This window comes from Microcella sp. (genome assembly GCF_046293215.1).
Taxonomy (GTDB): Bacteria; Actinomycetota; Actinomycetes; order Actinomycetales; family Microbacteriaceae; genus Microcella.
The window spans coordinates 109,388-127,938 of record NZ_JBKBPI010000004.1; the positions used below are offsets into that span (position 1 = coordinate 109,388).

Sequence of the window (18,551 nt, forward strand, 5' to 3'; positions counted from 1 at the left end):
CCGCGAGGGTCGGGGGTCTGATTCGTGGATGCGCGAGGCGCGATTAGCGGACGACGACCGCCAGCACGTCGCGAGCCGACAGCACGAGGAACTCGTCGCCGCCGTACTTGACCTCGGTGCCGCCGTACTTCGAGTACAGGACGCGGTCACCGACGGCGACGTCGAGCGGAACGCGGTTGCCGTTGTCGTCGATGCGGCCGGGGCCGACGGCGACGACTTCACCCTCCTGGGGCTTCTCCTTCGCGGTGTCGGGGATCACGAGACCCGACGCGGTGGTCTGCTCTGCCTCGACCTGCTTGATGACGATGCGATCTTCGAGCGGCTTGATGGAGACCGACACGGTTGACCTCTTCTTTCTTACGACGATGAGGGAAGTAATTGGCACACTCGATGGTCGAGTGCCAGAGATAACTGTATCGAAGGCGTTAGCACTCATGCAATCCGAGTGCCAGCCGCGGCGAAACTGGCAGGATCGCTCTTATGGACACGGCCGAACTGCGCGAGCTGCTCACGCCCGAGGCGCTGCGGCTGCTCGATGCGCTGCCCGAGTCGGACTCGCCGGCCGACGCGGTGGCGCTCGTGACATCGCTGCGTCGCGACGGCCACTCCGCCGAGCGTGTCGCCGCCGTGCTCACCCAGTACCGGCTACGCCGCAAAGCGCGCGCGAAGTTCGGCCCGTTCGCCGACCGCATGCTGTTCACGGAGGCGGGGCTGGAGCAGGCGTCGCGCCTGCGAGTGGCCGCTCAGCACGCCGGACGCTTCGTGCGCACGGGCCAGCGACACGTCGCCGACCTCGGCTGCGGCATCGGTGGCGATGCGCTCGCGCTGGCTTCGCTTGACCTCGCGGTCACCGCGGTGGAGCGCGATCCGGTCACCGCGGCCATCGCGAGCTACAACCTGGCTCCGTTCGCGAACGCGTCGGTGGTGAACGCCGACCTCACGGAGGTCTCCCTCGACGACGCCGATGCACTGTGGCTCGATCCGGCCCGACGCGCGGGCGCCCGCAAGCTCAGCCGACCCGACGACTGGTCACCCTCGCTCGACGTGGCTCTCGAGCTCTCGCACGCTCGACCGGCGGGGATCAAACTGGCCCCCGCGATGGACCGCGGTCTCATCCCCGACAGCCACGAGGCGCAGTGGGTGAGCGACGGGGGCGACGTGGTCGAGGTCGTCCTGTGGTCGGGGGCGCTCGCCCGGGAGGGCGTTCGCCGGGCGGCGCTCGTGTTGGGATCGGACGGCAGCGCGCACGAACTGACGGCGGCGGCCGATAGCCCCGATGTCGAGACCGGGCCGCTCGGCGCGTTTCTGTATGAGCCCGACGGAGCGGTCATCCGTGCGCGGCTTATCGGCGACCTGGCACGGTCTCTGGATGCTCGCCCCGTGCATCCGACGATCGCCTACCTCTCGAGCGATCGCCTCACTCCCACACCGTTCGCCACCGTGTTCCGGGTGCGCGAACGCTGGCCGCTCAAGAAGGCGCTGATCGCTCGCGAGCTCGCCGCCCGCGACATCGGCACGGTCGAGATCAAGAAGCGCGGAGTCGACATCGACCCGGCCGAGTTCCGCAGGGCGCTGAAGCCGAAGGGGAACGCCTCAGCGACGCTGATCCTCACCCGCGTCGCGGCCGAGCGCGTCGCCCTGCTCGTCGAGCGGGCCTGACGAGTCTGCCGTCGCCCCCGGCGGCCGGACGACCTCGCGGATCGAGCGGCCCTTCACGAGGCGATAGACCACGCGCACAACGATCGTCGCCACGATGACGAGGATCGCGCCGAGGAAGATCCACTGCCCCACGGTCGCGAACGAAACCGCAAGGCCCGACGTTGCCGCCAGCACCGGGCGACTCGACTAAAAGCTGCCGACGGTTCCGAGCGCGCCGAAACCGATCAGGAGCAACACGAACGGAACGATGACGATCAGGCCGATCAGGATCGACAAACCCAGGCCGACGTAACTCGTGATGAGGCCACCCAGTGCGAGTCCGCGCGCGTGCGGCTCACGCTTGAGCGCCATGTGTCCGGTGACCACACCCGCAATCGCGGGCAGAAGCCCGAGCACGAAGAACGACAACACCACGCCCGAGATGCCGGTCACGAGCGACACGATCGCGAGGGTCTGCTTCGGTGCGGCAGGAGCGCCACCGTAGGCAGGTCCGGCGGCGGGCGACGCAGGCGGCGGCGCGTAAGGGTTCGCGGCGGCCGGCTCGGGCGCATCGGCGGGAGCCTCCACCGGGGCGGGAGCCTCGGTCGGGGTCGACGCCTCGGCTGGGGCCTCGGCTCCGGGCTCGACGGGCTCGTCGGGGCTGGCAGGGGGCGTGGTGGTCGCCATGGTCGCTCCTCGGGTTAACGGGCGGAACGGCTAGCGCGCACTCCGCCCTTCGACCGTACCGAGTACGGCGGCGACGCGCGAGTCGGCGGCCGCTCAGGCCTGCACGACGGTCACCGGCATCGTCGAGTCGGCGGCGACGTCGAGTTCGGAGGGCGAGTGACCGGCCATGATGCGCTGGGCGGCGATCGTGGCGATCATCGCGCCGTTATCGGTGCACAGCGACAGGGGCGGGATGCGCAGGGCCACTCCCGCGGCCTCCGCCCGCTCAGCCGCCAGCTCGCGCACGCGGGCGTTCGCGACGACGCCTCCGCCGAGGAGCAGGCGCGGGACTCCGAGGTCGCGACAGGCCGCAATCGCCTTTGCCGTCAACACGTCTGCCACGGCCTCGCGGAAGGACGCCGCGATGTCGGCGACGGGCACCTCCGCGCCGTCATCGCGCATCCGTTCAACATGGCGGGCGACGGCTGTCTTCAGGCCGGAGAACGAGAAGTCGTAGCGGTGCCGCTCGAGGTCTTTGGGCAGGGTGAGTCCGCGGGGGAAGCGCACGGCGGTCGGATCGCCATCGGCGGCTGCGCGGTCAATGTGCGGGCCACCGGGATACGGCAGGCCGAGGAGCCGAGCGACCTTGTCGAAGGCTTCGCCGGCCGCGTCATCGATCGTCTCGCCGAGTAGCTCAACGTCGTCGGTCAGGCTGCGCACGTGCAGCAGACTCGTGTGACCGCCGGAGACAAGCAGCGCGATCGTCGGCAACTCGAGGTCTCCCTCGTCGTCACGCAACAGGTCGGCCCCCACGTGACCGACGAGGTGGTTGACGGCGTAGAAGGGTTTGCCGAGCGCGACGGCGAGCGCCTTCGCCGCCCCGACGCCGACCATGAGGGCCCCGGCGAGCCCCGGGCCGCTCGTGACGGCGATCGCGTCGACATCGGCGAGCGCGACGCCCGCGGTCTGCACGGCCTGCTCGATCGTCGGGGTCAACGCTTCGAGGTGAGCCCGAGCGGCAACCTCGGGCACCACGCCGCCAAAGCGCGCGTGCTCATCCATCGAGCTGGCGATCGTGTTGGCGAGCAGCTGCGTGCCGCGCACGATGCCGACGCCCGTTTCATCGCAGCTCGTCTCGATACCCAACACCAGTGGGTTGTCGGTGTTCACGCGACCCCCTCGGAACCATCGATGCGCGCCCGCATGACCACGGCATCCACGTTGTCGGGTTGGTAGTAGCGCGGGCGCACGCCGATCTGGGCGAAGCCGTGCCGCTCGTAGAGGGCTCGGGCGCCCGGGTTGTCGGCACGCACCTCAAGGAAGACCTCCCGCGCCCCGCGCTCGCGGGCTGCCGCGAGTAACTGCTCGACGAGAAGGGTGCCAAGCCCCAAACGCCGGTGAGTCTCGTCGACCGCAATGGTCTGGATGTCGGCCTGCTCGGCCCCGCTCGGTGCGTTCAGCCCGGCGTAGGCGACGAGTTCGTCGTCGGAGTGCACCACCAGGTACAGCGTGTGGGGGGAGGCGAGCTCGGCCAGCATGATGTCGCGGCTCCAGGCGTCGCCGGGGAAGGTTGCGGTCTCGAGCGCCATGATCGCGTCGAGGTCGCTCACCTCGGCGTCGCGCAGGCGGATGCTCGGGGGCGCGCTCACGAGGTGACCCGCTTCGGACCGGTTGGCATCGTCACATCCGGCGCGCGGAGGTACAGCGGCTGCGGATCGGGGAAGGACGCGCCCGCCGCGAGCCGGGCGGCCGCCACGTGTGCAAGCGCGGCGGCGGGAATCTCGGTCACTTCGTAGAGCGCCACACCCTCCTCGGGGGCGAAGCCGAGCCGCAGTTCGAGACGCGCCGGCACCACGACCCGCGGCACGGGCAGCGCGGCAGAGTACTCGGTGACCGCGACCTCGCGACGACGCGCATCGGTCACGACACAGAAGCGGCCAGCGGCGACACCACCCTCCACCAGTTTGAGGGCGACGGCGTCGTGACTCGGCACCGGAACGAGCGGCACACCCCGGGCGATCGCGACGGCGCGGGCCGCGGCGATGCCCACGCGCAAGCCCGTGAAGGGGCCGGGGCCGATGCCGGTGACGACGCCCGCGAGCGGGTGAGCATCGCCGCCATCACGCGCGGCCCGATCGACCTCGGCGAGCACCTCATGAAGGAACGGTCCGATGACCTCAGCGTGCCGCCGGGTGTCGGCCGTTGAACGCTCAGCGAGGACACTGCCGTTGGCCGCCACGGCGGCGACGGCCGTGCCGGCAGAGGTGTCAATCGCGAGCAGCACGGACTCAGCCTAGGCAATGGCGCCGAGCAGCTCGGCGCCGCGGGAGCCGACCGCCCGGAACCGCACCGTGCGAGGTTCCGAAACGTCCGCATCCGGGTCCGCCGCCCCCGCTCCGCCCACGGGTCGCTCGATCACCAGCTCAAGCCAGTCATCACAGATCGCCTCGACGAGTCCGGCGCCCCACTCGATCACGGTGATCGACGCAGCCAGGTCGAGGTCGAGGTCGTCGAGTTCTGCCGCGTCAGCCAGTCGGTAGGCGTCGACATGCACGAGAGGCGGACCCGCCTCGCGGGGGTGGGTGCGAGCGAGCACAAACGTCGGGCTCGTGACGGCGCCGCGCACGCCCAGCGCCTCGCCCAAGCCGCGGGTGAACGTCGTCTTACCCGCACCGAGTTCGCCCGTGAGTACGAGCACATCACCCGCGCGTAACTGCGCGGCGACGCGCGCGCCGAAGGCGTGCATCGCCTCCGGATCGGCGATGGTGACGGTGCCCGCTGCGTTGGTCATGCTCGGGTTCTCGTAACGCGTCGGCCGAGGCGGGTGACGATTTCGTAGCCGATCGTGCCGGCGGCATCGGCCCAGTCGAGCGCCGACGGGGCCCCCGTCGCGCGCGGGTCACCGAAGAGGATCGCGCGGTCGCCGACCGCGACCGGGTGATCGCCGGCGTCGACCACGAACTGGTCCATGGCGACGCGGCCGACCACGGGCATCCGCTGATCACCGATAAGAACGGATGCGCCCTCCGTGTGCCGGGGAATGCCGTCGGCGTAGCCAAGCGGCACGAGCGCCAGCGTCGTGGGGCTGGTCGTGCGATAGCGGTAGCCGTACGAGACGCCGCTGGCCGCCGGCACGCGCTTGACGTTGACGACCTCGGCGCTTAACTCCATTGCGGGCACGAGCGGCAGATCGCGGTGGTGATCTTCGGGAGGCAGCCCGTAGATCGACATCCCCAGACGCACCATGTCGTAGCGGGCCGAGGGGTGGTCGAGGGCACCAGCCGAGGCGGCGAGGTGGCGCAGGCCCGGCTCGAGGTTCGCCGCGCGCACGGCATCAACGAACTCGTCGAAGGCGGCGATTTGCGCGCGGTCTTCGTCGGGCGAGGTGTTCGAGAGGTGACTGAAGACGCCGCTCAAGCGCACCGCACCACTGCCGACCGCCGCGGCGAGTTCATCAACGAACGGGGCCCACTCATCACGGGCTACACCGTTGCGCGACAGCCCCGTGTCGACCTTGACGTGAATCGCGCCGCGGTGCGCCGCGGCGACGGCGCGTCGCAACTGATCAATCGAGTTGATCCCCACCGTCACGCCGGCCTCCGCGGCGGCGGCGAGGTCGGCCCCCGTGGGGTGAATCCACGCGAGCAAGGGGGCGTCAATGCCCGCGGCTCGAAGCTCAAACGCCTCGTCGAGGTCGGCGACGCCCAGCATGTCGGCACCGGCCTCGAGGGCGGCCCGCGCCGCGGTGATCGCGCCGTGCCCGTACCCGTCAGCCTTGACGACCGCCATGACGTGCGGGGCGGGGGCGAGGCGACGCATGAGTTCGACGTTCTGCGCGATCGCGTCGCGCGAGATACGGGCCTCGCGGAACGGCCGACTCACGACGCCGCCTCGGCCACAACGAAGGCGATGGCTGCCCCGGCGTCGTGCGACAGTGACACGTGCAACCGGGCGATGCCGCGCGCTGCCGCGATGTCGGCCGCACGCCCGCTCAGGTCAATGTCGGGGTTACCGTCGTCATCGGACACGACGCACATGTCGTGCCAGCGAATGCCGTCGGTGGCCCCCAGCGCCTTCATCACCGCTTCCTTGGCGGCGAAGCGTCCGGCGAGCGAGCGCAGCGGACGATCGCGTTCCGACTCGGCAAAAAGTCGCTCGCGCAGTCCCGGAGTGCGGCTGAGGGCGCGCTCGAAGCGAGCGAGGTCGACGATGTCGACACCGATCCCGACGATCACCTGCCCACCCCTCGCGCCCGCAGTTCTGACCGCTCGCCTACTCGACCGTGACCGACTTGGCGAGGTTGCGCGGCTGATCGACGTCGAGCCCCTTCGCGGCGGCGAGCTCCATGCCGAAGAAGTGCAGCGGCACGACGGCGAGCAGGGGCTCGAAGAACGGCCCAGCCAGGGGAATGCGAATGACCTCGTCGGCGTGCGGCAGCACGGCGACGTCGCCGGACTCGGCGATGGCGATCACGCGGGCGCCGCGTGCCCGAATTTCTTGGATGTTCGACACGACCTTGGCGTGCAGGGATCGCTCGTCGCGCGGGCTCGGCACGATGACGAACACGATCTGGCCGGGCTCGATCAGCGCGATCGGTCCGTGCTTCAGCTCGCCGGCGGCGAAGCCTTCGGCGTGGATGTACGCCAGCTCTTTCAGCTTCAGTGCGCCTTCCAGCGCGACCGGGTACCCAACGTGTCGCCCGAGGAACAGCACCGAGCGGGTGTCGGCCATCCAGTGGGCAAGTTCGGCGATGCGCTCGCCGCTCGCGATGACCTCGCGAAGCTGATCGGGCACCTTCTGAAGGTCCGCGACGAGCGCGCGAACAGCATCCGCCGACAGCGTCTCGCGCACCTGCGCGAGCTGCAGCCCGAAGAGATAGCAGGCGGTGATCTGCGCGACGAAGGCCTTCGTCGAGGCGACCGCCACCTCGGGGCCGGCGTGGGTGTAGACCACCGCGTCGGACTCCCGGGGAATCGTCGCCCCCTGGGTGTTGCAGATCGACAGGGTGCGCGCGCCCTGCTCGCGGGCATACTTCACGGCCATGAGCGTGTCCATCGTCTCGCCCGACTGGCTGATCGACACGACAAGCGTCGACGGCGAGAGCACCGGCTCGCGGTAGCGGAACTCGTGGGCCAGTTCGACGTCGACCGGTACGCGCGCCCACTGCTCGATCGCGTACTTTCCGACCATGCCGGCGTACGCTGCCGTGCCACAGGCGATGATCACCACGCGATCGATCGAGCGCAGCACGTCATCGTCGAGCCCGTCGAGTTCCGGGATGTGCACGAGCCCGTCGACCACCCGCCCGCGGATCGTGTTTGCGACGGCCTCGGGCTCTTCGCTGATCTCTTTCGCCATGAAGCTTGACCAGCCGCCCTTGTCGGCAGCGGAGGCGTCCCAGTCGACCTCGAACCGGCGCGACTCGACGGGGTTGCCCGCGAAGTCGACGACCTCGACACTGCCGGGGCGGATCGTGACGAGCTGATCCTGGCCGATCTCCATGGCCTGCTTCGTGTAGGCGACGAACGCTGCGACGTCGGAGCCAAGGAAATTCTCGCCCTCACCGAGCCCGACCACGAGCGGAGAGTTGCGGCGAGCGCCGACCACGACGTCGGGTTCGTCGGCGTGCACGGCGAGCAGGGTGAAGGCGCCCTCAAGGCGGTTGACCACGGCGAGCATGGCGGCGGTGAGGTCGTGCGTCTCACGGTAGGCATCGCCGACGAGAAGCGCCGCGACCTCCGAGTCGGTCTCGCTGGCGAAGGTGTGGCCGCGCTCCGTCAACTCGGCCTTCAACTCGCTGAAGTTCTCGATGATGCCGTTGTGGATGAGCGCCAGCTTGCCGCCGTCACCGAGGTGCGGGTGCGCGTTGCCGTCGGTCGGGCCGCCGTGCGTTGCCCAGCGGGTGTGGCCGATGCCCGTGTGCCCATCCGTGATCGGATGCGCGGACAGTTCGTCGGTGAGGCGCGCGAGTTTTCCCGCCCGCTTGGCCGTGCCGAGGGCGCCGTCGCCGGCGAGGACAGCGACGCCCGCCGAGTCGTACCCCCGGTATTCGAGGCGCTTCAGCCCGCCGAGCAGCACCTCTAGGCTGCCGCGCTGGCCGACGTATCCCACGATTCCGCACATGCGCTCAAGTCTAGGGCGCGGGGCTGCGGCGCCTGCCCGCGCTACTGTGGTGGCGATGGTCGAGGCGCACTCCGCCCCTGGGCGCGACAACGGCGCCGGCGCACCGTCGCGCGATCAGAGCCCGTTCGTCGAGCTCGACCGCGACCGGTGGTCGGCGCTCGCTCCGGCGACCCCGCAGCCCCTGACGGAGACCGAGCTCATTGGCCTGCGCGGCCTCGGAGACCAGCTCGATTTGCGCGAAGTGGCGGAGGTCTACCAGCCCCTCAGTCGACTGCTCAATCTCTATGCCGCGGGCGCCCGCGACCTGCACACGGCGACGCGCGAGTTTCTCGGTGACCGTGGCCCGCGTACGCCGTTCGTCATCGGGGTTGCCGGGTCGGTCGCCGTCGGCAAGTCGACCATTGCGCGCCTCTTGCGCGAACTGCTGTCGCGCTGGGACGACACGCCTCGGGTAGAGCGCGTCACCACCGACGGCTTCCTGCTGCCGACCGCCGAGCTATCGCGGCGGGGCATCCTGCACCGCAAGGGCTTCCCCGAGAGTTACGACCGTCGGGCGCTCTTGCGCTTTGTGTCACGCATCAAGGCGGGCGCCGAAGAGGTGCGCGCACCGGTGTACTCGCACCTGTCGTACGACATTATCCCCGGCGCCGAGATCATCGTGCGGCGGCCCGACATCCTGATCGTCGAGGGATTGAACGTCCTGCAGCCTCCCGGACCCGGCGCATCCCTCGCCGTCAGCGACCTGTTCGACTTCACCGTCTACGTAGATGCGCGCACGAGCGACATTGCCGACTGGTACGAGCAGCGCTTCCTGAAGCTCCAGCGCGGGGCCTTCAGCGACCCGCGCAGCTACTTCCACCGCTACGCGAGCCTCAGCGAAGACGAGGCGCGCATCACGGCGCGGCGCATCTGGGGCGACATCAACGAGCCGAACCTGACGCAGAACATCCTGCCGACGCGCGCCCGCGCATCCCTGGTGCTGCGAAAGGAGCGCGACCACACCGTCTCGACCGTTCTGCTGAGGAAGATCTGATGAGCGAGCCGAACGCTTACACCCTGGGTCACCACGACAGCGTGTTGACAGTGCACCGCTGGCGCACGATCGCCAACTCGGCGGCGTACCTCGAGCCCGAGTTGACCCCCGGCCGAACCCTCCTCGACGTGGGCTGCGGCCCCGGCACGGTCACCGTCGAGTTTGGCCAACGGCTCGGCGACGAGAACGTCGTGGGCGTCGACATGGCCGACGCCGCCATCGCCGCGGCGCGCGCGTTCGCCGAGACTGCGGGCTCAACCGTGCGATTCGACCGGGCCGACGCCCTCGCCCTTCCCTTCGACCCGGACAGCTTCGACATCGTGCACACCCACCAGACGCTGCAGCACGTGCCCGACCCGGTCGCGATGCTGCGCTCGATGGCGCGCGTCGCGCGACCCGACGGCATCATCGCCGCGCGCGAAATCGACTACGGCGCGACGACGTGGTACCCCCTGCTGCCCGGGCTCGCTGACTGGCTGGAGCTGTATCGCCGAGTCCACCGCGCGACAAGCGGCGAGCCTGATGCCGCTCGCCACCTCGTCGCCTGGGCCCGGGCTGCGGGTCTGCAGAACCTGCGCGTCTCCGGCTCCAGCTGGGTGTTCGCGACGCCGGAGCAGCGCGCCTGGTGGGGAGGGGCGTGGGCCGTCCGCGCCGTCGAGTCCGACTTCGCGAAGCACGCCATCGACGGCGGGCACGCGACCACAAACGAACTCCAGCGCATCAGTGCCGCGTGGCGTGAATGGGCCGCGCACGACGATGCGTGGTTCAGCATGACGCACGGCGAGTTGCTCGCCGCACCGTCGCCCACCGCGACGCGCTAGACCGCGAGCTCAGCCTTCACGACCGCGGCGAGCCGGTCAGCCATCGCCCGCGCCGTCGCGTCGTCGGCGGCCTCCACCATGACGCGCACCATCGGCTCGGTGCCGCTGGCACGAAGCAGTACCCGTCCGCTGTCGCCGAGCTCCGCCTCGACCTCGGCGATGGCCGCGGCGATGCCGCGGTGACCCTCGAGCTTGGTGCGGTCGACGCCGCGCACGTTCTCGAGCACCTGCGGGAAGACCGTCATCACGGACGCGAGCTCCTCGAGCGTCTTGCCGGTGCGCGCCATCTCCGCGGCGAGCTGCAGGCCGGTCAGGATGCCGTCGCCCGTTGTTGCGTGGTCGCTCATGATGAGGTGGCCCGACTGCTCGCCGCCGAGCGACAGGCCGTGCTCGGCCAGCGCCTCCAGCACGTAGCGGTCGCCCACCTTCGTCTCGACCAGCTCGATGCCGTTCGCTCGCATCGCGCGCTTGAGCCCGAGGTTGCTCATGACGGTCACCGCGAGCGTGTTCTTCGCGAGCAGCCCGCGGCGCTTCATCGACAGCGCGAGGATCGCCATGATCTGGTCGCCGTCGACGACCTGGCCTCGCGCATCTACGGCGAGGCAGCGGTCGGCGTCGCCGTCGTGGGCGATGCCGAGATCGGCGCCCGCCTCCACGACCGCGCGCTGAAGCGGGTCGAGGTAGGTCGAGCCCACCCCGTCGTTGATGTTGAGGCCGTTGGGGTCGGCACCGATGACCGTCACCCGCGCGCCGGCGTCGGTGAACGCCTGCGGCGAAATACCCGACGCGGCTCCGTGCGCGCAGTCGAGTACGACGTGCAGACCCTGCAGTGACACGTCGATGGTCGACAGCAGGTGCAGCAGGTAGCGATCTTCGGCGTCGGCGAAGCGCCGGATGCGTCCGACTCCCGCGCCGACGGGGGCGAGCTTCTGCTCGTCGAGCGCCCGCTCGATGCGGTCTTCGACCTCGTCGGGTAGCTTCGTGCCGCCGAACGAGAAGAACTTGATGCCGTTGTCGGGCATCGGGTTGTGGGAGGCCGAGACCATCACACCGAAGTCGACGTTCGCGTCGCTGACGAGGAACGCGGCGGCCGGCGTCGGAATCACCCCGGCGTCGAGCACGTCGATGCCGCTCGACGCGAGCCCCGACGCGACGGCCGCGGTCAAGAACTCGCCAGAAACGCGCGGGTCGCGGGCGACGACCGCTGTGGGCCGCTTGCCCTGAGCGCGTAGTTCGTCGGCGTGCCGCCCGCGGGTGAGAACCCACGCGGCCGCCTGAGACAGGCCGAGGGCCAGCCCGGCGGTGAGATCGCCGTTGGCCAGCCCTCGGACCCCGTCGGTACCGAATAAACGGCCCATGATCGGGATGCTCGTCTCGCGTTAACGCTTCGAGTACTGAGGCGCCTTGCGGGCCTTCTTGAGACCGGCCTTCTTGCGCTCAATGACGCGGGCATCCCGGGTGAGGAAGCCGGCCTTCTTGAGTGCCGGGCGGTTGTTCTCGCGGTCAATCTCGTTGAGCGCGCGAGAAATGGCGAGGCGCAGGGCGCCCGCCTGGCCCGAGGGGCCGCCGCCGGTGATGCGAGCGGTCACGTCGTACGAGCCCTTCAGCTCGAGCAGCGTGAAGGGGTCGGTGATGAGCTGCTGGTGCAGCTTGTTCGGGAAGTAGTCCTCGAGGCTGCGGCCGTTGACCGTGAACGCGCCCGAGCCGGGCACGAGGCGCACGCGGGCGATCGCCTGCTTGCGTCGGCCGACGGCCTGGCCCGAAACGGACAGGACGGGGCGGGGTGCCGACTCGGCCGCGGGGGCCGCCGACTCGGTGGTGTAGCTCTCGGGAGCCACGTCAGTAGTGGTGTCGTTCGCCATGTGTGTAGTCCTTGGAAGCGGGGCCGCGTTACTGCGCGACCTGGTCGAGGGTGTAGGCCGTGGGCTGCTGGGCGGCGTGCGGGTGCTCGGCGCCGGCGTAAACCTTCAGCTTCTTGATCTGGGCGCGGCCGAGGGAGTTCTTCGGCAGCATGCCGCGGATCGCCTTCTCGACGGCGCGGACGGGGTTCTTCTCGAGCAGCTCGGCGTACCCGACGGCGCTGAGACCGCCCGGGTAACCGGAGTGGCGGTAGGCCTTCTTCTGCTCGAGCTTCGAACCGGTCAGGGCGACCTTGCCGGCGTTGACGATGATGACGAAGTCACCCATGTCCATGTGCGGGGCGAAGGTCGGCTTGTGCTTGCCGCGCAGGAGGGCGGCGGCGTGGCTGGCGAGTCGGCCGAGCACCACATCGGTGGCGTCGATGACGACCCAGTTCCGCTGGATGTCAGCGGGGGTGGGGCTGAATGTGCGCGTCACAGTGCGTACTTTCTTGTCGAGGTGTTCGTGAATCCCGCTCCGGTGGGGGTTCTCGTGCAGAGTGCTCGGGAACGCCCGCGGTGGAGGGCTCAACCGGATGCCCGTCGGCGACGGACACCAAGGGGTTAGCTTACGGCAGTCATGCGCTCTCGGCAATTTCGCGCTTAGCGCGGGTCTGCTCGGCCCGCGCGGCAAGTTCATCGTCGGGCGGATAGCCGACCTCGACGAGCGTGAGGCCGTGGGGGGCGACGACCGGGAACAGGCTCGTACGAGCGGCAGCGTCGCGGGCGGCGACGAGCGTGTCGATGTCGAGTGCGCCGCGACCCACGGCGATGGCGGCCCCGACGAGCGAGCGCACCATCGAGTGGCAGAAGGCATCGGCGCGCACGGTGGCGACAAGCACGCCGTCATGGGCCTCGCGCCACGCGTACTCCTGCAGCGTCCGCACGGTGGTGGCGCCCTCGCGGGGCTTGCAGAAGGCGCCGAAGTCGCGGAGGCCGAGAAGAGCATCCGCAGCCTGATTCATGGCGTCGACGTCGAGCGTGTCGCGCACCGCGAGGGTGTCGTGGCGGCGCCGCGGATCGCGCGGGGCGCGCCCGTCGGCAACCCGGTATTCGTACCGCCGCCAAACGGGCGAGAAACGCGCGTCGAATCCGGCGGGGGCAAGGGATGCGCCATGCACGACGATGTCGCCGGCGCGGCCCGCAATCCCTCCGAGCCGCCGCGCGAGCACCTCGACGGGGCTCAGTGCGGAGCGCTCCGTCGCGCCCCCGCGGCCGGGGCGGGCGAGGGCTGCAAGGCGGTCGGCGTCGAGGTCGACGTGCAGCACCTGGCCGGTGGCGTGCACGCCGGCGTCGGTGCGGCCGGCCACAACAACGCGTGGCGGGTCCTCGCCATCGCGGACGAACAGCGTGGCAAGCCCTGACTCGATTTCGCCCTGCACGGTGCGCAGGCCCGGTTGGGCGGCCCACCCCGAAAACGCCGAGCCGTCGTAGGCGAGGTCGATGCGCACGCGCACGGTCGTCGCGTGCTCGGCCGCCTGGGGGTTATCCACAGCTCGCGAGTCTACGGCGCGTCGGGTTTGACGGCCCATCTGAGCCCGCGCGACCCTGGACGCACAATGTCTTCCAGCGCCCCACCCCTCGCACTGCGCGGCCGCCTGCCCGGCCTGGACGGCTTGCGAGCACTGGCGGTCGTTCTCGTGCTCGGGTACCACCTCTTTCCCGGGCTCATTCCGGGCGGGTTTGTCGGTGTCGACGTGTTCTTCGTGGTCAGTGGCTATCTGATCACGGCGCTTCTGCTTCACGAGCGGCGCACACGCGGACGCATCACTCTGCATGCCTTCTGGGCGCGGCGCGCGCGCCGGCTGCTCCCCGCCCTCGCACTCGTGGTGATGTCGACCGCGACACTCGCCGCGCTGGTCGGCGGCGATGTACTCGTCGGCATGGGCGGGCAACTGCTCGGCGCCGCCACGTTCACGAGCAACTGGGTCGCCATCGGCGCGGGTTCCAGCTACCTCGATCAGACGAGCCCTGAACTGTTCCGCCACCTGTGGTCGCTCGCCGTCGAAGAGCAGTTCTACCTGCTGTGGCCGCTCGTCGTCATCGCGTTGCTCGCGCTTCCGCTTCGACGCTGGATGCTCGTCGCCCTCCCGCTCGCCCTCGCCGTCTGGTCGGCGCTCGCGATGGCCGCTGCCGCGGGTGACCCGGCGGCCGACGGCGGTCAGGCCGCGTCGGCTGCCTACCTGTCGACTCTGACGCACGGCTTTGGATTACTGGCCGGCGCGGCGCTGGCGCTCGCGCGTGACCCGCTTGCTCAGCCACGCGCCCTGCTGGGACGGGCGGCCACGCCGGTCGGCGTCGTCGCCGTGGCAGGCGTCGTCACGGTGGCGCTGTCGACCAGCATCGACGACCCCGGCGCGTACCGCGGAGGCATGGCCCTTGCCGTCGCACTGACCGTGGTGGCCATCCTGGCTCTCGAGCGCCGCGACTCCGTCGTCGCGCGGGTGGCCGAGTCGGCACCGATCGTGTGGGTGGGCGAGCGATCGTACGGGCTGTACCTCTGGCACTGGCCACTGTGGGTGATCGGGCTCGCGCTCGTGCCGGGGCTGGACCGCGCCGGGTCAGGTGCCTGGGGCCTGGGAGCGGCGGTTCTCGCGCTCTCTGTGCTGCTCGCGGCCCTCAGCTACCGCTTCGTTGAGTTGCCCATTCGCCGCCGCGAGTTGCTCGCGTCGGCGCGCGCTGCGGGAGCGCAGCGCGAGGGCGCCGTCGTCGTGTCGGTGGCCGTGGCGATCGCGCTCCTTGTCGCGGGAACGGGTGCTGCGCTCCAGCGCTCCCCCGCAAGCTCCGAGGCCGCCAACTTGATCGCGGCGGGCCAGCAGGCGGTGGAGGCCGCCGAGCAATCCCCGCCGCCCCGCTCGGAGCCGGTGCCTCCGGCACCCGAAGCAAAGCCAGACGCAGAGCCACGGCCAGACGCAGAGGCCGACGCAGACCCAGCCGCAGAACCGGCGGCGGAGCCCGATCCCCACGCCGAGTCGGCGCCCGACGACGCACCCGCACCCCTGCCGACCGGTGACCAGATCATCGCCTTCGGCGACTCCGTCATGCTGGCCGCTGCCCCCGCCCTGATCGATGAGTTCCCGGGCATCGCGGTGGATGCGACCGTCGGACGCCAGATGTGGTCGATGCCCGACGTCATCGAGAAAGCCGCCGCGGCCGGCGCCCTGCGCGACGTGGTCGTCATCGGGGTGGGGGCGAACGGCCTGATCAGTCAGGGCGACCTCGACCGCGTTATCAGCGCCGTCGGCGAGCGCGAACTGGTGATGGTCACGGCGTCCGCCCCCCGGGGCTGGATCGACGAATCAAACGCGCGCCTGCACGATGCCGCGCGCGCCCACCGCACGGTTGAGGTCGCCGATTGGGACGCGGCCATCTCGGGGCGGCTGGAGCTGCTGGCTGGTGACCAGGTGCATCCCGGACCCACGGGCAGCGAGCTCTACTCGGGCCAAGTGCGCGAAGCGTTGCAGCGCCTCGCCGACCTGCCCCCACCTCCCCCGCCGCCCGACCCGAATCGGTACGACGAGAACCCTGAGATGTGGCGGCCGGTATAGGCGCCGACCGGGCTCAGTACAGGCGACGGTAGGCCACGTCGCGCGCGACAGCGGCGAAACCGAGTCGCTCGTACACGCCCAGCGCGCCCGTCGGGTTTGCCGTGTCGACGTCGAGCACCGCGAGGTCGAAGCCCTGGGCGCGGTAGGCCCGCATGACGTCGACCAGTAGCGCACTGGCCAACCCCTTGCCGCGCCACTCGCGCACGGTGCCCACGAGTCCGATGTATCCGCTCGAGCGACCCATGCGCGTCCAGTCGTCTTCGTTCACATCGGTCGTGATGAAGCCGACGACCTCGTCTCCCGCGAGGGCGACGCGGCTGAGTTCGGGGCGGAACGTCGGCAGGCCCTGCCACGACTCCCAGCCCTCCTGCGTTGCGGGCTGCGAACCCCAGTGATCGGCAAAGGCCGCGTTCTTGGCAGCGCGCGCACCCTCGCTGTGCCGCGGCGACCACGGCTCGATTCGGATTCCCTCCGGCAGGGTTCGCGGCTCGAGCGCCGCCGTCGACAGCTCGGCGTGCAGGGTCGTGAAGTAACGCGACGGGCTGTAACCGGCGCGGTCGAGCAGTCGACCGTGCTCGGGTGAGCGATCAGCCGCGTACGCGAGCACCCAACCGGGAATCGTCAGCTCGAGCTCGGCGAGCAACTCTTCTGCGCGCGCCGTCTGCCAGGCAAGCAGCTGGCGGCCGATGCCGCGGCCGCGGTAATTCGGGTGAACGCCCCCACTGAGCCACACGCGCGCGTAGTCGACGGGTTCGGGCGCGCGCATCGCCAGGCCGTGGGCAATCATGGTGCCGTCGGCGTCCTCCGCCACCACGGAATCGCGCGCCGCATCGACGTACGAATGGCTGAACGTTTCGGCGATCTCGTCGGCGGTCTCGCTCCAGTCAGGGTGGTCCCGTTCTGCCATGGCGGCCAACAGCGCGGCAATGGCCTCGACGTCGTCCTCACGGGTCGCTCGCCACGTGACGCCGTCGGGCCCGGCGAGTTCAGGACGGTCACGAACCGGGATGCGCGCGGCCAGCGGGCGCGACGCGTCGATCTCGCTCGCCCCACTATCAATCAGAGAATCGGTCACTCACACAACAGTAGAGCCCCACCCGGCTACCCGGGTGGGGCTCTACGGAACCGTTACGGCGCGGTGACTACTTGGTCTCCTCGGCCGACTCCTCGGCAGCAGCCTCGGTCGTCTCGTCGGCGGTGGTCTCCTCCGCGGCGGCGTCGTCGGCGACAGCCTCCTCGGCCGGAGCCTCGGTCGTCTCGTCGACGGTCTCGTCGGCCGGGGCCTCCTCGGCGACCGGGGCCGCCGCGGCCGTCTTCTTCGCCGACTTCGGCTTCGGGTTCACCGGCTCAAGCACGAGCTCGATGACGGCCATGGGGGCATTGTCGCCCTTGCGGTTACCGATCTTGGTGATGCGGGTGTAGCCACCCTCGCGCTCGGCGACGAGCGGCGCGATCTCGGTGAAGAGCTCGTGCACGGCGCTCTTGTCGCGGATCACCGTCATGACGCGACGACGGGCGTGCAGGTCGCCGCGCTTGGCGAACGTGATGAGACGCTCGGCCAGCGGACGAAGGCGCTTCGCCTTGGTCTCGGTGGTGGTGATGCGCTTGTGCGTGAACAGCGCGGTGGCGAGGTTCGCCAGCAGCAGGCGCTCGTGCGCCGGACCGCCTCCGAGGCGGGGACCCTTGGTGGGCTTAGGCATGATCGTGGTTCTCCTGTGTGGGGTTCGTCAGTGTCAGTTCAGGGGTGCGTGGTGACGAACCCGTTAGTTGGTCTCGTCGTCGTAGCTGTAGAACGCGGCTCCGTCGAAGCCGGGAACGGCATCCTTCAGCGACAGACCCATCTCAACGAGCTTGTCCTTGACCTCGTCGACCGACTTCTGCCCGAAGTTGCGGATGTTCATCAGCTGGGTCTCCGACAGGGCAACCAGCTCGCTGACGGTGTTGATGCCTTCGCGCTTCAGGCAGTTGTAGCTGCGCACCGAGAGGTCGAGATCTTCGATCGGCATCGACAGCTCGTTCGACAGCACGGCGTCGACAGGAGCCGGGCCGATCTCGATGCCCTCGGCCTGCGTGTTCAGCTCGCGGGCCAGGCCGAACAGTTCGACCAGCGTGCGCCCAGCCGACGCAACGGCGTCGCGGGGGCTGATGGCGGGCTTGGTCTCGACGTCGACAACGAGACGGTCGAAGTCGGTGCGCTCACCGGCACGGGTGGCCTCGACGCGGTAGGTGACCTTCAGCACCGGCGAGTAGATCGAGTCGACCGGAATCTGGCCGGCCTCGCTGAACTCGCTGCGGTTCTGCGTCGCGGAGACGTAGCCGCGACCACGCTCGATGGTCAGCTCCAGCTCGAACTTGGCGCTGTCGTTGAGGGTCGCGATGACCAGTTCGGGGTTGTGAATCTCGACGCCAGCGGGGGCGGAGATGTCGGCCGCCGTGACCTCACCGGCACCCGTCTTGCGCAGGTAGGCGGTGATCGGCTCGTCGTGCTCGCTCGAGACGACGAGCTGCTTGATGTTGAGGATGATCTCGGTGACATCCTCCTTCACGCCGTCGATCGTGCTGAACTCGTGCAGCACGCCGTCGATGCGGATGCTCGTCACTGCCGCGCCGGGAATCGACGACAGCAGGGTGCGGCGCATGGAGTTGCCGAGCGTATAGCCGAAGCCGGGCTCGAGCGGTTCGATGATGAACCGCGACCGGAATTCGGAGACGTTCTCCTCGGTCAGAGTGGGACGCTGTGCGATGAGCACTATGGGTTCCTTTCGGCGAAGTGTCCGCTATATGACACTTGTTGCGCGACGAGGGCGGATCTCGTCGAGTGTGT

General features: G+C 69.9%; 21 protein-coding genes. 4 read left to right on the plus strand and 17 right to left on the minus strand.

What is annotated here, in order from left to right; genetic code table 11:
- Positions 1–43: 43 nt before the first annotated feature.
- Positions 44–340 (minus strand): co-chaperone GroES, encoded by a 297-nt coding sequence (groES, locus tag ACK4SC_RS05260; protein ID WP_409615616.1) that lies wholly within the window; start codon positions 338–340, stop codon positions 44–46.
- Positions 341–480: 140 nt separating this feature from the next.
- Here groES and ACK4SC_RS05265 point away from each other — a divergent pair, with 140 nt between their 5' ends.
- Complete coding sequence (locus ACK4SC_RS05265; protein ID WP_409615619.1) at positions 481–1,659, plus strand: THUMP-like domain-containing protein; 1,179 nt, start codon at positions 481–483, stop codon at positions 1,657–1,659.
- On the opposite strand, the gene ACK4SC_RS05270 is transcribed toward ACK4SC_RS05265, so the two are convergent.
- The 9 genes from ACK4SC_RS05270 to glmS all read right to left on the minus strand — a co-directional run bounded on the left by ACK4SC_RS05270 (position 1,594) and on the right by glmS (position 8,427).
- Positions 1,594–1,833 (minus strand): hypothetical protein, encoded by a 240-nt coding sequence (locus ACK4SC_RS05270; protein ID WP_409615622.1) that lies wholly within the window; start codon positions 1,831–1,833, stop codon positions 1,594–1,596. The genes ACK4SC_RS05265 and ACK4SC_RS05270 overlap by 66 nt on opposite strands.
- Before the next feature lie 12 nt (positions 1,834–1,845).
- A complete protein-coding gene (locus ACK4SC_RS05275; RefSeq protein ID WP_409615625.1) occupies positions 1,846–2,325 on the minus strand; it encodes a DUF4190 domain-containing protein in 480 nt (159 codons plus the stop codon).
- 93 nt (positions 2,326–2,418) lie between these two features.
- Entirely contained in the window at positions 2,419–3,474 is a 1,056-nt protein-coding gene (gene tsaD, locus ACK4SC_RS05280; protein ID WP_409615628.1) for a tRNA (adenosine(37)-N6)-threonylcarbamoyltransferase complex transferase subunit TsaD, read from the minus strand.
- A complete protein-coding gene (rimI, locus tag ACK4SC_RS05285) occupies positions 3,471–3,953 on the minus strand; it encodes a ribosomal protein S18-alanine N-acetyltransferase (RefSeq protein WP_409615631.1) in 483 nt (160 codons plus the stop codon). Before rimI ends, tsaD begins: the two co-directional genes overlap by 4 nt.
- Complete coding sequence (tsaB, locus tag ACK4SC_RS05290) at positions 3,950–4,588, minus strand: tRNA (adenosine(37)-N6)-threonylcarbamoyltransferase complex dimerization subunit type 1 TsaB (RefSeq protein WP_409615634.1); 639 nt, start codon at positions 4,586–4,588, stop codon at positions 3,950–3,952. The genes rimI and tsaB overlap by 4 nt, the downstream gene beginning before the upstream one ends.
- Before the next feature lie 9 nt (positions 4,589–4,597).
- Positions 4,598–5,095 (minus strand): tRNA (adenosine(37)-N6)-threonylcarbamoyltransferase complex ATPase subunit type 1 TsaE, encoded by a 498-nt coding sequence (gene tsaE, locus ACK4SC_RS05295; RefSeq protein WP_409615637.1) that lies wholly within the window; start codon positions 5,093–5,095, stop codon positions 4,598–4,600.
- Entirely contained in the window at positions 5,092–6,186 is a 1,095-nt protein-coding gene (gene alr / locus ACK4SC_RS05300; RefSeq protein ID WP_409615639.1) for an alanine racemase, read from the minus strand. Before alr ends, tsaE begins: the two co-directional genes overlap by 4 nt.
- Positions 6,183–6,539 carry a holo-ACP synthase gene (locus ACK4SC_RS05305; RefSeq protein WP_409615642.1) on the minus strand — a complete coding sequence of 119 codons (357 nt, stop codon included), beginning with the start codon at positions 6,537–6,539 and terminating at the stop codon, positions 6,183–6,185. Before ACK4SC_RS05305 ends, alr begins: the two co-directional genes overlap by 4 nt.
- A gap of 37 nt (positions 6,540–6,576) precedes the next feature.
- A complete protein-coding gene (gene glmS / locus ACK4SC_RS05310) occupies positions 6,577–8,427 on the minus strand; it encodes a glutamine--fructose-6-phosphate transaminase (isomerizing) (protein ID WP_409615644.1) in 1,851 nt (616 codons plus the stop codon).
- A gap of 55 nt (positions 8,428–8,482) precedes the next feature.
- Here glmS and coaA point away from each other — a divergent pair, with 55 nt between their 5' ends.
- The gene (gene coaA, locus ACK4SC_RS05315; protein WP_409615646.1) at positions 8,483–9,460 is read left to right on the plus strand and encodes a type I pantothenate kinase; all 978 of its coding nucleotides are present in this window, start codon (positions 8,483–8,485) and stop codon (positions 9,458–9,460) included.
- Complete coding sequence (locus ACK4SC_RS05320; protein ID WP_409615649.1) at positions 9,460–10,281, plus strand: class I SAM-dependent methyltransferase; 822 nt, start codon at positions 9,460–9,462, stop codon at positions 10,279–10,281. Before coaA ends, ACK4SC_RS05320 begins: the two co-directional genes overlap by 1 nt.
- Here the strand turns inward: ACK4SC_RS05320 and glmM are convergent.
- The 4 genes from glmM to ACK4SC_RS05340 form a co-directional block, all read right to left on the minus strand.
- Positions 10,278–11,639, minus strand: a complete 1,362-nt coding sequence (glmM, locus tag ACK4SC_RS05325; RefSeq protein ID WP_409615653.1) for a phosphoglucosamine mutase — start codon at positions 11,637–11,639, stop codon at positions 10,278–10,280. The genes ACK4SC_RS05320 and glmM overlap by 4 nt on opposite strands.
- 21 nt (positions 11,640–11,660) lie before the next feature.
- Positions 11,661–12,143 carry a 30S ribosomal protein S9 gene (gene rpsI / locus ACK4SC_RS05330; RefSeq protein ID WP_409615655.1) on the minus strand — a complete coding sequence of 161 codons (483 nt, stop codon included), beginning with the start codon at positions 12,141–12,143 and terminating at the stop codon, positions 11,661–11,663.
- Between the two features lie 28 nt (positions 12,144–12,171).
- Positions 12,172–12,618, minus strand: coding sequence for a 50S ribosomal protein L13 (rplM, locus tag ACK4SC_RS05335; protein ID WP_409615657.1), 447 nt, complete (start codon positions 12,616–12,618; stop codon positions 12,172–12,174).
- Between the two features lie 139 nt (positions 12,619–12,757).
- Positions 12,758–13,672, minus strand: a complete 915-nt coding sequence (locus ACK4SC_RS05340) for a tRNA pseudouridine synthase A (RefSeq protein ID WP_409615659.1) — start codon at positions 13,670–13,672, stop codon at positions 12,758–12,760.
- Positions 13,673–13,738: 66 nt separating this feature from the next.
- On the opposite strand from ACK4SC_RS05340, the gene ACK4SC_RS05345 reads away from it, so the two are divergent.
- A complete protein-coding gene (locus ACK4SC_RS05345; protein WP_409615662.1) occupies positions 13,739–15,727 on the plus strand; it encodes an acyltransferase family protein in 1,989 nt (662 codons plus the stop codon).
- A gap of 13 nt (positions 15,728–15,740) precedes the next feature.
- Here the strand turns inward: ACK4SC_RS05345 and ACK4SC_RS05350 are convergent, their stop codons facing one another.
- From ACK4SC_RS05350 to ACK4SC_RS05360, 3 genes are all read right to left on the minus strand, one after another.
- Positions 15,741–16,802 (minus strand): GNAT family N-acetyltransferase, encoded by a 1,062-nt coding sequence (locus ACK4SC_RS05350; RefSeq protein ID WP_409615665.1) that lies wholly within the window; start codon positions 16,800–16,802, stop codon positions 15,741–15,743.
- Positions 16,803–16,869: 67 nt separating this feature from the next.
- Positions 16,870–17,427 (minus strand): 50S ribosomal protein L17, encoded by a 558-nt coding sequence (gene rplQ, locus ACK4SC_RS05355; protein ID WP_409615668.1) that lies wholly within the window; start codon positions 17,425–17,427, stop codon positions 16,870–16,872.
- Positions 17,428–17,490: 63 nt separating this feature from the next.
- A complete protein-coding gene (locus tag ACK4SC_RS05360) occupies positions 17,491–18,477 on the minus strand; it encodes a DNA-directed RNA polymerase subunit alpha (RefSeq protein ID WP_096420571.1) in 987 nt (328 codons plus the stop codon).
- Between the last annotated feature and the right edge of the window lie 74 nt (positions 18,478–18,551).

Bases quoted from the DNA above. Each gene is read 5' to 3' on its own strand.
- ACK4SC_RS05265 (WP_409615619.1), top strand. From the start codon at position 481: ATGGACACGGCCGAACTGCGCGAGCTGCTCACGCCCGAGGCGCTGCGG.
- ACK4SC_RS05275 (WP_409615625.1), bottom strand. From the start codon at position 2,325: ATGGCGACCACCACGCCCCCTGCCAGCCCCGACGAGCCCGTCGAGCCC.
- tsaE (WP_409615637.1), bottom strand. From the start codon at position 5,095: ATGACCAACGCAGCGGGCACCGTCACCATCGCCGATCCGGAGGCGATG.
- glmS (WP_409615644.1), bottom strand. From the start codon at position 8,427: ATGTGCGGAATCGTGGGATACGTCGGCCAGCGCGGCAGCCTAGAGGTG.
- coaA (WP_409615646.1), top strand. From the start codon at position 8,483: ATGGTCGAGGCGCACTCCGCCCCTGGGCGCGACAACGGCGCCGGCGCA.
- ACK4SC_RS05320 (WP_409615649.1), top strand. From the start codon at position 9,460: ATGAGCGAGCCGAACGCTTACACCCTGGGTCACCACGACAGCGTGTTG.
- glmM (WP_409615653.1), bottom strand. From the start codon at position 11,639: ATGGGCCGTTTATTCGGTACCGACGGGGTCCGAGGGCTGGCCAACGGC.
- rpsI (WP_409615655.1), bottom strand. From the start codon at position 12,143: ATGGCGAACGACACCACTACTGACGTGGCTCCCGAGAGCTACACCACC.
- ACK4SC_RS05345 (WP_409615662.1), top strand. From the start codon at position 13,739: ATGTCTTCCAGCGCCCCACCCCTCGCACTGCGCGGCCGCCTGCCCGGC.
- rplQ (WP_409615668.1), bottom strand. From the start codon at position 17,427: ATGCCTAAGCCCACCAAGGGTCCCCGCCTCGGAGGCGGTCCGGCGCAC.